Annotated in this window: 15 protein-coding genes; 12 read left to right on the top strand and 3 right to left on the bottom strand. The window is 42.1% G+C overall.

What is annotated here, in order from left to right; all coding sequences use genetic code 11:
* The first annotated feature begins 34 nt into the window (after positions 1–34).
* The 5 genes from FRX45_RS03615 (at position 35) to FRX45_RS03595 (ending at position 6,309) form a co-directional block, all read left to right on the top strand.
* On the top strand, positions 35–1,180 hold the full coding sequence (locus tag FRX45_RS03615; protein ID WP_152267046.1) for a Gfo/Idh/MocA family protein: 1,146 nt from the start codon (positions 35–37) through the stop codon (positions 1,178–1,180).
* Between the two features lie 13 nt (positions 1,181–1,193).
* Positions 1,194–1,964, top strand: a complete 771-nt coding sequence (locus FRX45_RS03610) for a 3-ketoacyl-ACP reductase (protein ID WP_152267045.1) — start codon at positions 1,194–1,196, stop codon at positions 1,962–1,964.
* A 324-nt stretch (positions 1,965–2,288) separates the two neighbouring features.
* On the top strand, positions 2,289–4,022 hold the full coding sequence (locus FRX45_RS03605; protein ID WP_152267044.1) for a PQQ-dependent sugar dehydrogenase: 1,734 nt from the start codon (positions 2,289–2,291) through the stop codon (positions 4,020–4,022).
* Between the two features lie 137 nt (positions 4,023–4,159).
* Positions 4,160–5,428, top strand: a complete 1,269-nt coding sequence (locus FRX45_RS03600) for an MFS transporter (protein WP_226804926.1) — start codon at positions 4,160–4,162, stop codon at positions 5,426–5,428.
* A 17-nt stretch (positions 5,429–5,445) separates the two neighbouring features.
* A complete protein-coding gene (locus FRX45_RS03595; protein WP_152267043.1) occupies positions 5,446–6,309 on the top strand; it encodes a GNAT family N-acetyltransferase in 864 nt (287 codons plus the stop codon).
* Positions 6,310–6,376: 67 nt separating this feature from the next.
* On the opposite strand, the gene pbfA is transcribed toward FRX45_RS03595, so the two are convergent.
* Positions 6,377–7,732, bottom strand: a complete 1,356-nt coding sequence (gene pbfA / locus FRX45_RS03590; protein WP_152267042.1) for a (R)-1-hydroxy-2-aminoethylphosphonate ammonia-lyase — start codon at positions 7,730–7,732, stop codon at positions 6,377–6,379.
* 212 nt (positions 7,733–7,944) lie between these two features.
* Between pbfA and FRX45_RS03585 the strand changes: the two genes are divergently transcribed.
* The 5 genes from FRX45_RS03585 (at position 7,945) to FRX45_RS03565 (ending at position 12,085) form a co-directional block, all read left to right on the top strand.
* Entirely contained in the window at positions 7,945–8,223 is a 279-nt protein-coding gene (locus FRX45_RS03585) for an Ada metal-binding domain-containing protein (RefSeq protein ID WP_152267041.1), read from the top strand.
* Positions 8,210–8,821 (top strand): alpha-ketoglutarate-dependent dioxygenase AlkB family protein, encoded by a 612-nt coding sequence (locus tag FRX45_RS03580; RefSeq protein ID WP_226804924.1) that lies wholly within the window; start codon positions 8,210–8,212, stop codon positions 8,819–8,821. Before FRX45_RS03585 ends, FRX45_RS03580 begins: the two co-directional genes overlap by 14 nt.
* Before the next feature lie 12 nt (positions 8,822–8,833).
* Positions 8,834–9,682: a methylated-DNA--[protein]-cysteine S-methyltransferase gene (locus tag FRX45_RS03575; RefSeq protein ID WP_152267040.1), complete on the top strand. Its 849-nt coding sequence runs from the start codon at positions 8,834–8,836 to the stop codon at positions 9,680–9,682.
* An 18-nt stretch (positions 9,683–9,700) separates the two neighbouring features.
* Positions 9,701–10,414, top strand: coding sequence for a 2OG-Fe(II) oxygenase (locus FRX45_RS03570; protein WP_152267039.1), 714 nt, complete (start codon positions 9,701–9,703; stop codon positions 10,412–10,414).
* Between the two features lie 96 nt (positions 10,415–10,510).
* Positions 10,511–12,085, top strand: a complete 1,575-nt coding sequence (locus FRX45_RS03565) for a Na+/H+ antiporter (RefSeq protein ID WP_152267038.1) — start codon at positions 10,511–10,513, stop codon at positions 12,083–12,085.
* A gap of 196 nt (positions 12,086–12,281) precedes the next feature.
* On the opposite strand, the gene FRX45_RS03560 is transcribed toward FRX45_RS03565, so the two are convergent.
* Both FRX45_RS03560 and FRX45_RS03555 read right to left on the bottom strand, forming a co-directional pair.
* Complete coding sequence (locus FRX45_RS03560; protein ID WP_152267037.1) at positions 12,282–12,539, bottom strand: Txe/YoeB family addiction module toxin; 258 nt, start codon at positions 12,537–12,539, stop codon at positions 12,282–12,284.
* A gap of 1 nt (position 12,540) precedes the next feature.
* The gene (locus tag FRX45_RS03555; protein ID WP_152267036.1) at positions 12,541–12,795 is read right to left on the bottom strand and encodes a type II toxin-antitoxin system Phd/YefM family antitoxin; all 255 of its coding nucleotides are present in this window, start codon (positions 12,793–12,795) and stop codon (positions 12,541–12,543) included.
* 888 nt (positions 12,796–13,683) lie between these two features.
* Between FRX45_RS03555 and FRX45_RS03550 the strand changes: the two genes are divergently transcribed.
* Both FRX45_RS03550 and FRX45_RS03545 read left to right on the top strand, forming a co-directional pair.
* A complete protein-coding gene (locus tag FRX45_RS03550; protein ID WP_152267035.1) occupies positions 13,684–14,082 on the top strand; it encodes a hypothetical protein in 399 nt (132 codons plus the stop codon).
* A 3-nt stretch (positions 14,083–14,085) separates the two neighbouring features.
* Positions 14,086–14,403, top strand: a complete 318-nt coding sequence (locus tag FRX45_RS03545; RefSeq protein ID WP_152267034.1) for a hypothetical protein — start codon at positions 14,086–14,088, stop codon at positions 14,401–14,403.
* Positions 14,404–14,750: the final 347 nt, after the last annotated feature.

The following is a 14,750-nucleotide window of genomic DNA, read 5'->3' as shown; positions in this document are numbered from 1 at the left end:
GAAAGATGAAAACAAAACGATAACAAATTACAATATGAAAGCGCATAATATAGGCATCATCATGAACGGCGTTACCGGGCGCATGGGCACCAACCAGCATTTGCTGCGCTCCATTGCCGAAATCATAAAACAAGGCGGCGTAAAAATTGGCGCCGGCGAGGTCATTACGCCCGACCCTGTGCTGGTTGGCCGTGATGAAAATAAATTACAAAAACTTTGTGCTTTAACCGGCATCAGTAAAAGCAGTACCAATCTTGATGAGGTGCTGGAAGATCCGCATAATATCATCTACTTTGATGCTCAAACTACCGGACGTCGTGCAGACGCGGTTCGTAAAGCAGTAAAAAAAGGGAAACATATTTATTGCGAAAAGCCCATAGCGGTGAACACAAAAGAAGCGATGGAATTATATGAGTTGTGTAAACATGCCGGTGTAAAAAATGGTGTAGTGCAGGATAAACTGTGGCTGCCCGGTATTGTAAAGCTTAAGCGTCTCATCCAGCAGGGCTTCTTTGGTAAAATACTTTCAGTACGCGGCGAATTTGGTTACTGGGTATTTGAAGGCGACTCTATTCCTGCACAAAGACCATCATGGAATTACAGAAAAGAAGATGACGGTGGTATTATTGTTGACATGCTTTGTCACTGGCGTTATGTGCTCGACAATGTGTTTGGAAAAGTGAAAGCGGTATCCTGCCTGGGCGCCACGCATATTCCCGAAAGAGTTGATGAGCAGGGTAACACCTACAAATGCACAGCAGACGATGCCGCCTATGCTACATTTGAACTGGAAAACGGCATTATTGCGCAATTCAATTCTTCCTGGGCGGTTAGGGTTAGACGTGATGACCTGCTGACGCTGCAGGTAGATGGCACAAAAGGTTCTGCTGTGGCGGGTTTACGCGAATGTTATATCCAGCATTATGGCAATACACCCAAACCGGTATGGAACCCGGACATAGCACAACCGATTAATTTTTTTGAAGGTTGGTCGAAAGTACCCGAACAGGAGGTTTACGATAATGCCTTTAAAGTGCAGTGGGAACTGTTTTTAAAACATGTTGTAAAGGATGAACCTTTTCCCTGGGATTTGCGTGAAGGTGTGAAAGGCGTGCAGCTCGCAGAAAAAGGATTGGAAAGCTGGAGCAAAAGATGCTGGGTAACTATCCCGGAACTTTAAATTATCCACTATAATGAAAAAGGTAGCATTAGTAACAGGTGGCAGCAGGGGCATTGGTTTTGGCATTGCCACACAGTTGGCGGAAAATGGTTTTGATTTGGCTATTAATGGCATGCGCCCGGCGGAGGATGTGGAAGACGCGATAAAGCAATTAAAAAGCTATGGCAACGATGTAATCTATTGCCGCGGGAGTATAGCTTCATCTGCAGACAGGGAAAATATGATCAATGAAGTAAAAAAATACTATCAAAGACTTGACGTACTCGTAAACAATGCCGGGATGGCGCCAAGGCAGCGCAACGATATACTGGAAGCAACGGAAGAAAGTTATGATGAAGTGATGAACACCAATTTAAAAGGCAGCTATTTTCTTATGCAGAAAGCCGCCAACTGGATGATTGAGCAAAAGAAAAAAGATGGCACTTTCAATGGATGCATCGTCAACATTTCTTCCATGTCGGCCACAGTGGCATCTGTAAACCGGGGAGAATATTGTCTGTCAAAAGCCGGGCTTAGCATGGCAACACAGTTGTTTGCCGTAAGACTGGGAGTATTTAATATCCCTGTTTTTGAAGTAAGACCTGGTATCATCCGTACCGATATGACAGCAGGTGTGAAAGAAAAATACGACAAAATGATTGAGGAAGGATTATGCGTACAACAGCGCTGGGGCCAGCCGGAAGATGTGGGCAAGGTGGTGGCAGTACTTGCAAAAGGCGATTTCATGTATTCAACCGGGCAGGTAATTATGGTAGACGGAGGACTAACCATCCCGAGATTATAATTGAGAATAGAAAAACCAATTATGATCTTATGTGGGAAAAAGAACATCAAACATATAGGCACAGTAGAAACATAGAAACACAATAGAAAGAAAAACCATTTATTTAAAAAATATCAGAAATCCAAGCCTATGTGTCTATGATCCTTCTACGTGTTGAAAAAATACACTAACACATAGACACAGTAGGAACATAGGAACACAATAGAAGAGAAAAAACGATTTACTTAAAGAACATTAGAATACCAAACCCTATGTGAACCTATGTGCCTTATGATCCTCCTATGAAAACATACAAACTATCATATACTACTACATTTATCTACAATGCAAAAAAGAATACCGATCATTCAAATTGCGCTCCTTCCTTTGCTGTTTTTTTTCTGTTCCTGCCATTCGGGTTCATCATCGCACCAGGATACGATCCCGGCAGATTCTACGGTCATTGCATCCGGCAAAACCCTGTTTAATCAATATTGCGCCAGTTGCCACAATATGCAGCAAAATGGTATTGGACCAAAGCTGGCAGGTATAACCACTGAAGTCTCTGTAGAATGGTTACGTCACTTCATCCTTAATCCCGAACAAACCATTGCATCGGGCGATGAACGGGCAACCCAATTATTTAAGGAATACAAAACCATGATGCCCTCATTTGCCAGCCTCAAGGATAATGATGTAAATGCACTCATCGCTTTTATGAATGTAGAGCACTCATCGGGAAAGAAAAAGAAAGGAAGCGATAAAGGACTGGCTGATCCTATTCCTGAAAGAATAAAATTTAGCGGACTGGTAGTGAATCTTGAAGAGGTTACAACATTCCCTGCCACCTCGGCTGAGGGCAAAAAACCGCTGGCGCGAATTACCAAGCTCGACTTTGAGCCCGCTACCGGCAATTTATTTGTAAATGACCTTAACGGAAAACTATATAAAATAAAGGATGGAAAGCCTGTGCTGTATATGGATATCATCAAACTGAAGCCTGCGTTTATTCATCAGCCGGGATTGGCTACAGGACTGGGCAGTTTCGCCTTTCATCCCAACTTTGCAAAAAATGGTCTCTTTTATACCACGCATACCGAACCGCCCCGTACAATAAAAGCCGAATTTAGCTACAACGATTCTATTAAATCAACAGTACAATGGGTAGTAACAGAATGGAAAGCAAAAGATCCTGCTGCTGATATCTTTGCAGGAACCAGCCGCGAGTTGTTCAGAGCGGATATGGTGGGTGGCATTCACGGCATACAGGAAATTACTTTTAACCCGCTTGCGAAACCCGGCAATGAAGATTATGGACTCCTGTATATTGGTGTAGGAGATGGCGGCAGTGTTGAAAATGGCTATCCTTTTTTAGCAGCAGACAAAGACAAAATATGGGGCACCATTCTTCGCATAGATCCGCTGGGCAGGAACAGCGCTAACGGTCACTACGGTATTCCCAAAAGCAATCCATTGTTTCAAAATTCTAAAAATAAAACGTCCGGAGAAATTTATGCTTATGGCTTCAGGAACCCGCACCGGATTAGCTGGAGCGCGGATGGTAAAATGCTGGCCTGTAATATCGGTCAGCATCATATTGAATCCGTAAATCTTATTGTTCCCGGTAAGAATTATGGCTGGCCTGCCAGGGAAGGCCGTTTTGTTATAGACCTCAACGGAGATATCAATGATGTATACCCGCTGCCTGCAAACGATAGTGTGTATAAGATCACTTATCCCGTTGCTGAATTTGATCATGACGAGGGTGCTGCTATTTCAGGAGGGCTGGAATATTGGGGTCATGAGATTCCACAGTTGAAAGGAAAATATTTCTTTGGTGATATCCCGTCGGGAAGATTATTCTACATCAACGCCGCCGATATAAAACAGGGAGAACAAGCTTCCATTAAAGAATGGAGCATTGCGATTGACGGAGCTTCCACAACACTTGTTGAAGCTTGCGGAAGCAAGCGGGTTGACCTGCATTTTGGCAGGGATGCGCAAGGTGAATTGTATATATTAACCAAAGCAGACGGAAAATTGTATAAGCTGACAAGTGCAAAACAAACAAAGGGATGAGAAGTTTATAGTTTGGAAGTTTTGGGTTTATAAGTTAGAGAAGTGCAGGTTACAAGTTGCAAGTTTCAGGAGCTGAAACCTGTAACCCGAGACCTGTAACCTGAAACCTGAAGCCTCTCTAAAAGCAACCATTAAATATGATGATAAAGGATTCTTTGGCAACTGCGGCCATACCTGCAGATTCCAGAACCACTGTTCAGCACCTGTTACGGCTTCCTGTGCTGGTGGCGGCACTTGGGTATATGGTAGACATGTACGATTTATTTCTGTTCAGCATTGTTCGTGTGCCCAGTTTAAAATCATTAAACCTTTCCGGCGAAAGTATCATGAAAGACGGGCTCATGTTACTGAACCTGCAAATGGCGGGCATGCTGATTGGCGGAATTGTATGGGGCATTATGGGCGACAGAAAAGGCAGGTTGTCTGTATTGTTCGGTTCCATTTTAATTTATTCTTTAGCCAATATCGGCAACGGATTTGTGACTTCTGTGGGTGCTTATGCAGTATTGCGGTTTATTGCCGGCTTCGGACTTGCAGGTGAACTGGGTGCAGGCATTACATTAGTGTCGGAAATTTTACCGAATAAAATCCGCGGTTATGGCGCTACGTTAGTAGCCACTATGGGGGTAATGGGTGCATTGCTCGCCTATCTTGTATCGTATTTTTTCGATTGGCGGATATCCTATTTTATTGGAGGCGGATTAGGGCTGCTGCTGATGGTTTTACGCATCAGGGTGTTTGAGTCGGGCATCTTTATAAAACTGAAAGCGCAAAAAATCAAGCGGGGCAATGTGTTCATGCTGCTGAACAACAAAAAGAGGCTATTAAAATATATCAATGGAATTGTTATTGGAATGCCTATATGGTTTGTGGTGGGCATATTAATTACCTTTTCTCCCGAATTCGGACAGGCGCTCGGGCTCGATCAGCCCATCAACGCCGGCAAAGCGGTAATGCTTGCTTTTTCGGGACAGGTAGCAGGAAACCTCGTCAGCGGATTTTTAAGCCAGTATTTGCAGAGCAGGAAAAAAGCCATCCTGCTGTTTATACTGATCTCCGTTTCATTGGTGATCATTTACCTGCTGGCTCCTTTCCATACTGCTACATGGTTCTATGTGATCTGCGCCTGCCTGGGTTTTTCAAGTGGTTACTGGACACTTTTTATAACCGTTGCAGCGGAGCTTTTCGGATCCAATCTCAGGGCAACAGTTGCCACCACCATACCCAATTTTGTAAGGGCTACCGTTATACCGCTAACGGCTCTTTTTATATTGATGAAAAGTTATGCAGGAATCATTTACGGTGCATTAATCGTAGGATTGATCGCTTATGCTTTGGCGATAGTTGCACTTTTTTATCTTGAAGAAACGTTTAAAAAAGATATGAATTATACAGAAGAAGGATAAGCTAAAAGCATCACTCAATGGAAGCCAACTCCATCATAGTAAGACCTATGCAGGCAGGTGATACCCCGGCTGCAATGAAACTATCTGCTGCTGAAGGCTGGAACCAAACGGCAAACGACTGGAATTTTTTTATAGCAGATCCCCGGAATATTTGTATTGCGGCTGTATGTGAAAAAGAAATCATTGCAACAACCATGGCCATTAATTATTCCGGCCGGCTTGCCTGGATTGGAATGGTGCTGGTAAATAAAGCGTACAGGGGAAGAGGAATAAGCAAATTACTGCTTGACCATGTTTTTGGAAAATTGAAACACTTCCCTTCGGTTAAGCTCGATGCCACAGCCCAGGGGCAGCAGGTGTATAAAAAATTTGGATTTAAAGACGAATACCGCATTGCAAGAATGATGAATACAGCCTCCCAAAAAATAGCCATTCCCGGTAGTGGTGCATTGCCGGAACCAATCCCGTTAGAACATATTCCGGAAATCATTGTCCTGGATGAAATTGTTTTTGGCGTTAACAGAACGCCGCTAATTGAAATGCTGGTAAGAACCCACCCTCATAAAGCATGGGTACTGTTACAAAATAATCATGTTACAGGGTTTGCACTGGGAAGAGACGGAAGCAAATACCATCACATAGGACCCGTAATAGCACAAACGCAATCGGATGCGAATGTACTTATGTTGCATGCGCTGAACCAACTTACGGGCAAACCGGTTGTTGTGGATGTGTTGTGTGATAAAGAAGAACTGATGCATTCATTAACTGCTATTGGATTCAGCACGCAACGTTATTTTACAAGAATGTACAAAGCGGAAAATCCTTTTCGCGGAACGAGCAGTAAGCTGTATGCTATATGCGGACCTGAGTTTGGATAAAAGAAATGCTCACCTTTGTCCTTTCCCCTCTCACAAAGAACATACAGCATATTAGGTTAATTTAACGTTAGTACACTTTATTCCGCCCAAATGCAATTTCAAGTGAGCGAACGATGAAGTCGCAATCATCTTTTGTAATAATCAGCGAAGGGCGCAGGGTTAAGATATTACCCTCAATTACTTTAAATGCAACACCCTGTTCCAAACAATCGTACATGATCTGTTCTGCATACAAAGTTGCACGCTCTTTGGTAACCGGGTCTTTAACAAGATCAATACCGAGATGCATCCCTTTACCGGCCACATTGCCCATAACAGGGAAGCGCTTTTTGAGTTCAAGAAGCTGTTCCAGTAAATAATCGCCAAGCGTTGCTGCATTTTTTACCAGCTCATGCGATTCGATATAGTGAATAGCTGCAAGCCCTGCCGTGGCCGACAAAGGATTCTTTTCGTGCGTAAAATGACCGATGGAACGGTGTTGCAAAACATTATACTTTTCTTCGGTTACAATACCTGCAAGGGGCAGCAATCCTCCGCCAAGCGATTTGCCCAGCACCAGCACATCGGGTGTTACATAATGCTCACAGGCAAACCATTTGCCCGTTCTTCCCAGCCCTTCAATAATTTCATCGAAAATGAGGAAGATACCATTCGCATCGCAAATTTCCCTGATCTGCTGCCAGTACCTTTGCGATGGTATTACCGGCGTGGAAGAGATGGGTTCGGCAACAATAGCGGCTATGTCAGGATTTCTTTGCAGGATGATCTTCAGTTGACGCAGGTATTGTTCGTCAATAGCCTCCTCATCCTTCAGTTCCCACGGGTTACGGTAATAGTTTGGAAATTCAATATGAAATGCCCCGGGCATCATGGGTCCCATACCAGTAGAGAAATGCTCTTCACCACCAATGCTGGACGACTGAAATCCATTGCCATGATAGGAATCCCAGTAAGAAATTGTTTTCCACCTTCCGGTTACATGTTTGGCTAAAGCAACAGCCATTTCAATAGCTTCAGAACCACCGGGGCAAAACAATACACGGGTAAGTTCCAGCGGGGTTATGGCAACCAGTTTTTTTGCAAGCTCAATAGCCGGGATATTGGTATAACGGCGCGGGGTAAACGCCAGCTTTTCCTCTAACTGCTTTTGTACCGCAGCTATCACTTCCGGGTTGGAGAAGCCGGCATTGTGCACCCCATTGCCGTGGAGGTCTAGATAACGTCTGCCCTGCATATCTTCAATCCATGCGCCTTCGGTTTTTGCCAGTACATTCATCACCGGTGTAGACAATGCCTGATACAAAAAATATTTTTCATCTTCTTCCAGCCAATGCCGTGTCTCTTCATTCAGGCTGTCAACATATTGAGCTCTTAAGCTACCTGTATTGATATCGCCTTGTTCTTTTGAAACGGTCTGATCCATAAGAAAAAAATTAATCTTGTGTTGATGAGCTAATATACGTTGTATATAAAGTTTCTTACAAAAAAATACATCAATCCTGCCATAAAATCATTTTCCTTCACTTAATAAAAAGTACAACATCACAATTTTTTATTAATCCGGGAAGCATAGCAAATACCGGGTTGTAACAATATCAACTGAACTGTAGTTTTGTATATCAAAAAGCAAAAGCAATGATTGAGCACATAGCGCTGGGTAAAAATAATGAAGAACGGAAAAAGAAATTGGCAAGCCTCATACGCAGTAAAACAATTAACTGGGGAGGCTATAAAAAAGCAAAAATTTATGGTTTATTATCCTGTAAATCCGGCAAGCGGATGAAAACAGCGAACAGGGTATTTTTTAAAGATGAACAACAGGCTATTGGCGCAGGTTATCGTCCATGCGGGGCCTGCCTGCCGGATAAGTACAAAAGATGGAAAGCTGGTGTAAATTTTAATGATGATCTATAATATATTGATTGTGGCAATAAGTCAAAATATATTACCCATTGACGGTGAAGCGTATCTTTTTCCCGAATTCTTTTCAAAAGAAGAAAGCGAACAGTTGTGGGAAGCCTTACAGAAAAATATTCACTGGAAACAGGAACCGGTTGTTATAATGAGTAAAAAAGTGATGCAACCGAGGCTTACAGCATGGTATGGAGATGAAGGAAAATCTTATCGTTATACCGGCATCACCATGCATCCGCACCCGTGGACAAAGGAATTGTTATTGATCAAAGAACGTATCGAAGAATTGTCTGGGCAGGTATTTAACACTGCACTCCTTAATTGTTACCGCAACGGAAATGATAGCATAGGCTGGCACCGCGATAATGAAAAATCATTGGGTATTAACCCGGTAATTGGCTCAGTTAGTTTTGGCGCCGCCCGTTACTTCCATTTCCGCCACTATCAACAAAAGCATATAAAGGAAAAAATACTCCTCACACCTGGTAGTTTTTTGCTGATGAAAGGCGAAACGCAACACAAATGGTTTCACAGTATTCAGAAGGAACCGCATATTACCGGCGGAAGGATCAATATTACTTTCAGAACAATAATTTAAAAATGAAACATCATGGAAACACAACAAGCATTGGATTATAAAAGAATTGCAGAAGCAATTTCCTTCTTGAAAGAAAATTTCAAATCGCAACCGAACCTGGAGGAAGCAGCAGCACATGTTCACCTCAGCCCGTTTCACTTTCAGCGGATGTTCCGGGAATGGGCAGGCGTAAGCCCCAAGCAGTTTTTACAATACCTGAGTGCCACCCATGCCAAAAATATATTAAATACAGGCGCTACCCTGCTTGATGCCGCTTTTGAGACAGGGCTTTCAGGCACAGGTAGATTACATGACCTGTTTGTTAAAGTAGAAGGTATGACTCCGGGAGAATATAAAAATGGGGGCACTTTACTTCATATTAATTATGCATTTGCAGATACGCCTTTTGGCTCCGTGATTATAGCCTCAACAGCAAAAGGAATATGTTATTTGGCTTTTGCCGATGAGGGCCCGGAAAAAGCATTTGCTCAATTGAAAGCTGTTTTTCCCAATGCACAGTATCATCCTGTTGTGGACTTGATTCAGCAAAATGCCTTGTTTGTGTTTAGCCAGGATTGGAGTAAGCTGGATGAAATTAAATTACATTTAAAGGGAACTGATTTCCAGATTAAGGTTTGGGAAACATTGTTGAAAATACCGGCCGGCGGTCTTACCACCTACAGTAATCTGGCTGCGAAAGCCGGTTATGAAGGGGCTTCCCGGGCGGTAGGTACTGCAGTAGCAAATAACCCGGTAGCATTTCTTATCCCCTGTCACCGGGTCATTAAATCTACCGGCGAAATCGGCCAATACCATTGGGGCAGCATCCGTAAAAACGCCATCATCGGATGGGAGGCTTCAAAAGCACATCACGCAATCTGATATTACAAAATACAGTAAATGAAAACGATCAAAGAGCGCATAGCAGATAAAAACTGGAATACCATCAATACTCAGTTACATGACCAAGGTTTTGTTATTGTAAAAAATATGCTTAATAAAAAAGAATGTGATACACTCATTGCAGATTACAATGCACACAATAGGTATCGCAAAATAATCAACATGCAACGTTACCGTTTTGGCATAGGTGAATACAAATATTTTCAATATCCGTTGCCAGGTATCATTACCGAGTTGCGTGAAAATGTTTATCCAAACATCGCCCCTGTTGCCAATCAGTGGATGGAAGAGCTGAAATCAGATAAACGCTTTCCCCTGATTCACCAGGAAATGAAAAAAATCTGCCACCAGAATGGGCAAACCAAACCCACTGTGCTGATACTAAAATATGGGGAAGAGGGATTCAATACCCTCCACCAGGATTTATATGGAGAAATCTACTTTCCTTTACAGGTTGTTTTTATGCTTGACCAGGCAGGTGAAGATTATACCGGGGGAGAATTTGTAATAACAGAGCAGGTTCCCAGGGCGCAATCAAAAGCCAATGTATTGCAACCCAACCTGGGGGATATGGTGGTATTCGCCACCAATTTCCGTTCAGCTAAAGGAAGCAAAGGTTATTACAAGGTTAATATGAAGCATGGTGTAAGCCCGGTACATAGTGGCAACAGGCATAGCCTCGGTATAATTTTTCATGATGCGGAGAACTAACAAAAGGCAGCTTCCCCCGCCAAAAAACTATTGCAGTAGCGTTACTTCAGGGTATTTCAACTCCTATCTTTGAGTACCGTTAAATGCAAACAATACATGCTTGAAAATCTTCCGTTTTACCTGGGCCTCGTTATGGCCATTGTACTGCTAATAATGCTGGCCAATAAAATTAAAGTAGCATACCCTGTGCTGTTGGTATTGGCAGGTCTGGTTATCAGTTTTATACCTGGCATTCCTGTGATGCGTATAGATCCTGAACTTATTTTTTTTATCTTCCTGCCACCATTGTTGTATGAGGCGGCCTGGTCTATTTCCTGGAAAGAGTTGTGGCGCTGGCGTCGCATCATCAGTAGTTTTGCTTTTGTGGTAGTGTTTCTTACTGCCATGACGGTTGCCTTTGTATCAAATTATTTCATACCCGGATTTTCGCTGGCGTTGGGCTTTTTGCTGGGCGGCATTGTATCGCCACCGGATGCGGTTAGTGCAGGTGCCATTTTGAAATTTGTAAAAGTGCCTAAGCGAATGTCGTCTATATTAGAAGGGGAAAGTTTGTTAAATGATGCATCTTCATTGCTTATTTTCCGGTTTGCTGTGATTGCGGTTGCCACAGGTCAGTTTATCTGGTACGAAGCGGCATTAAGCTTTGGCTGGATGCTGACAGGAGGGGTAGGCATTGGTTTGCTTGTTGCATTCATTTTTATGAAAATACATAAATACCTCCCTACAGATGCAAATATGGATATTGTTTTGACCTTTCTTGCGCCATACATCATGTACCTTGCTGCTGAGCAGGTGCACAGTTCCGGCGTGCTGGCGGTGGTAAGCGGTGGCTTATTGTTATCGAATAAACGGTATGTTTTTCTAAGGAGTGGTTCCCGTTTGCGTGGTTATAACGTATGGGAGAGTCTTTGTTTTGTACTGAACGGGGTAGTGTTTTTGCTAATTGGACTTGATCTGCCGGAAATTACGGCAGGGCTCGGTGGAGTAAGTCTTTCTTCAGCTATAGGTTATGGTATACTGATTACTGCGGTATTGATTGTGGGGAGAATTTTATCGGCTTATGGCGCGGTAGTTGTTACGCTGATCGCCCGCAATTTCATTACCGTGGCTGACTCCCGGAATCCGGGTTATAAAGTTCCGTTTGTACTGGGCTGGACCGGAATGCGCGGTGTAGTATCATTAGCAGCAGCCTTGTCTATACCCGTGCAGCTTAGCGATGGCGCTGCATTCCCTCAACGCAATCTTATTTTGTTTATTACATTTATTGTTATCCTTTTAACGCTATTGATACAGGGACTGACACTGCCGTATTTAATAAAAAAATTAATTACTCCGGGCATGAGCGCAGAACCGGCAGAGGAAGAAGTGGACAGCCTGATACGAAAACAGCTGGCTGAACACGCCCTTCAACATTTAAGAATAAACCACCAGGAACAATTGAGTAAACATCCCGTATTGCAACAAATGGCTCAAAAGTGGGAAACAAACAGTAGCACAACTGAGCATGCATTGATGGCGGAAGAGTGCAAGATTGTTTATCTCGATATTCTGAACCAGCAAAGACAATGGCTGCTGCTCAAAAACAAGTCAGAAATAACGCTGGATGAAGACATCATCCGCCGGCATTTGCAGTACCTTGACCTGGAAGAGGAGAAGCTGCGATTTGTATAGCAATGTCAATGTCAAACCTGCAATCAGGGCACTTATTTCGACATGAGTTAAATTTGATGTCGGGAATACAAATTAATTTCGACACAAAATGCGTTGATGGTGAAATAGGAGACATAAAAGGAAATGTAGAATTAACTAGCTTTTTTGTCACAAAACGAGAACTGTATCGTTATGCTGTTGTATATGGATTAATCACTTAATGATAATGAAACCGGCATTGGATGATGTGCACCCTTTTTTCCTTTACTGCATATACCAGTCTGTGTTCATCTGTGATACGACGGCTCCAATAACCTGACAAGTCTCCCTTAAGCGGTTCTGGTTTGCCAATACCCTTAAATGGAGAACGTAATGTATCTTTAATTAAGTCGTTAATACGCCGCAGCATTTTTTTATCCTGCTCCTGCCAATAGAGGTAATCCTCCCAGGCATTTGTTTGCCACACCAATTCCATTCTATTTCTCTATGAGTTTATTCCTGAGAAATTTATTGTTGTTCATCTCTGTGATGGCTTCTTCCAGCCTTTTGCGATTAGACTTTGTACTTGTTAAATGAAGTGTTTCCTGAATAGCGTTGTATTCATCCAAATCCATTACAACTACATTTTTCCCTTGTGTTCTGGACACTATAACAATTTCCCGATCGTCATTTACTGAATTCAAATTTTGAGACAGGTTATTACGGAACTCAGAATAATTTACAATTCTCATATTGTTCTTATTTAAGTACAAAAATAAGTACAATATTTGGGAATTTTAAGTTGTTAGCAACCAGAAACAAAAAAAGAACTGTAAATAAATGATTTACAATACTTTGTGCCCGGGACTGGATTAACTGTGTTGATCAAAATGGTGGTCTTATCCAAATTCTCTGCTGCTTCGCGTCATTGGAATTTTTATTTGTACGCTTATGCCAACAAGTTGGCAACACGTCCAAACAAAAATTCCCTGCACTTCGTGCGGGGAATTTGTGCCCGGGACTGGTTCAATACCTATGATTGTAACTAATTAATTATCAATATATTCTTATTATATTGTTAGGTATGAAGTAACAGCAGGGTAACAAAAATTGTAATAACACTCGCTTTTGCCCATAAAAACCCCCGGTCAATAAAAACCGGGGTTCGTACTTAATACGAACGGGTGTGAAGTTTTAACACCCAGGCAATAGCCGCTGCTTACCATCATGGCGAAGGGTCGGTTTTGAAATCGTACCCTTATCTCGCATGCAGGTAGTTTGTGGAGCTGCAGGGAGTCGAACCCTGGTTCATTGTGTTCAGGTCATTGGTTCGGATCCAATCCGGATAACACCGGTTCAAATCCGCTCGGGACCTCCTATAACGGTTGGGAATTTATTTGTTTTGACAAATTTGCATTTTTTAACAAGATCGTTTTTGTGATTTTAAAAAAGGTTAAAAATAATTACCTGATAATCAATGTTTTGCATATCGTTAAAAACCGCCGGTAACATTGAGTGGTTTTTTGTATATAATTAGTACATATATTGCATGTAGATACCATGACGAGTACCAATGCTCATACAACAGAATTCGCTTAAAAACGTTAAAGTCCTATAACAATTTTCTAAAAACACAGAATATGCATGCGGAAGCAAATATCCGATTATTCCAAAAAGGCGGAAAACTAATGTCCGTATCGGTGTCAATGCCGATCTGGACTAAGCAAACCGATCATTGTAGTATTGGGATTTCTTTACCTATGCTTGGAATCGAAACAGTTGCAAAGAACGAAGAGGATACAGATAAAGCAATTGAGGAGGCAATAGCCGCATTTTGCGTTGTTGCTGATAAATTTGGGCAAGGGATAGTTAAAGAACTACAGTCATTAGGTTGGATCAACGTTGACGGAAAAAGCGGCGAGCCAATTCTTGGTTACAATATTTCAGACACTGATGCTTTCCTTGAAAGACTTATTCAGACCGGAAGCAACTACGCGAATCCGAATATAGAAGTAAACCTTGACCCCCAATTAGCGTAGTAAATGCCAGAGAATTACCATCCGTCAGTGGATTTAGATTTTATTGAAAAGCAATTAATAAATAGCGGGCGCTTGGCGCCAGGCGGAATTGTAAAAATTGGCAGCACAACCACCTATGTAATACAGGGTAATCAAGCAATTTACAAAAGGTCAATATATATTAGGGAACTAACCCCTGGACAAGTGTGCTTTGAACAAGCAACAGGATTGGCTATAAGATTTTCATTTATGGGAGCACTTTTGGAGTGGCTACATGAGGAAAGAAACTGGAAGGAGGGAGACTATGTCGTCCCAAAAGATAGTAGTTCAAAATATGAGTAATTATCCCAGCGCCTCAACATCCTTACGGATCAATCACTTTTCATTAGCCCGCCCATTGCTTAGCATTTTCTTTCCTTGTTACTTTCAAATTATTTAATAAAGCTCATTTCGGTAACATGACCCATATGTAATTGCCCATAATCACCTATGGCTGCACCTTACCTGATAGCAGCGTGATGGTGAATTTGTATAAAGGCATTGTAATTGTAAAAATAAGACACTAAATTAGTAACGGTGTTTTTCATAGGTTAGCAACCGCCCGGGGTTTTTACTCCGGGCTTTTTTTATTTGATTTATGTATAAACTTTCATATTTTAAAATAAAATTATATACTTTAGATAATCAAC

This window comes from Agriterribacter humi (assembly GCF_009192765.1).
Lineage (GTDB): Bacteria > Bacteroidota > Bacteroidia > Chitinophagales > Chitinophagaceae > Agriterribacter > Agriterribacter humi.
The sequence above is the reverse complement of the archived record's forward strand: the minus strand, read 5'-3'. Positions and strand labels throughout refer to the sequence as shown.

Excerpts from the sequence above, each read along its gene's own strand:
- FRX45_RS03580 (WP_226804924.1), top strand. The coding sequence starts at position 8,210 with ATGATGATCTATAATATATTGATTGTGGCAATAAGTCAAAATATATTA.
- FRX45_RS03545 (WP_152267034.1), top strand. The coding sequence starts at position 14,086 with ATGCCAGAGAATTACCATCCGTCAGTGGATTTAGATTTTATTGAAAAG.
- FRX45_RS03550 (WP_152267035.1), top strand. The coding sequence starts at position 13,684 with ATGCATGCGGAAGCAAATATCCGATTATTCCAAAAAGGCGGAAAACTA.
- FRX45_RS03605 (WP_152267044.1), top strand. The coding sequence starts at position 2,289 with ATGCAAAAAAGAATACCGATCATTCAAATTGCGCTCCTTCCTTTGCTG.
- FRX45_RS03555 (WP_152267036.1), bottom strand. The coding sequence starts at position 12,795 with ATGAGAATTGTAAATTATTCTGAGTTCCGTAATAACCTGTCTCAAAAT.
- FRX45_RS03565 (WP_152267038.1), top strand. The coding sequence starts at position 10,511 with ATGCTTGAAAATCTTCCGTTTTACCTGGGCCTCGTTATGGCCATTGTA.
- pbfA (WP_152267042.1), bottom strand. The coding sequence starts at position 7,732 with ATGGATCAGACCGTTTCAAAAGAACAAGGCGATATCAATACAGGTAGC.
- FRX45_RS03610 (WP_152267045.1), top strand. The coding sequence starts at position 1,194 with ATGAAAAAGGTAGCATTAGTAACAGGTGGCAGCAGGGGCATTGGTTTT.
- FRX45_RS03570 (WP_152267039.1), top strand. The coding sequence starts at position 9,701 with ATGAAAACGATCAAAGAGCGCATAGCAGATAAAAACTGGAATACCATC.
- FRX45_RS03595 (WP_152267043.1), top strand. The coding sequence starts at position 5,446 with ATGGAAGCCAACTCCATCATAGTAAGACCTATGCAGGCAGGTGATACC.
- FRX45_RS03600 (WP_226804926.1), top strand. The coding sequence starts at position 4,160 with ATGATGATAAAGGATTCTTTGGCAACTGCGGCCATACCTGCAGATTCC.
- FRX45_RS03585 (WP_152267041.1), top strand. The coding sequence starts at position 7,945 with ATGATTGAGCACATAGCGCTGGGTAAAAATAATGAAGAACGGAAAAAG.
- FRX45_RS03575 (WP_152267040.1), top strand. The coding sequence starts at position 8,834 with ATGGAAACACAACAAGCATTGGATTATAAAAGAATTGCAGAAGCAATT.
- FRX45_RS03560 (WP_152267037.1), bottom strand. The coding sequence starts at position 12,539 with ATGGAATTGGTGTGGCAAACAAATGCCTGGGAGGATTACCTCTATTGG.
- FRX45_RS03615 (WP_152267046.1), top strand. The coding sequence starts at position 35 with ATGAAAGCGCATAATATAGGCATCATCATGAACGGCGTTACCGGGCGC.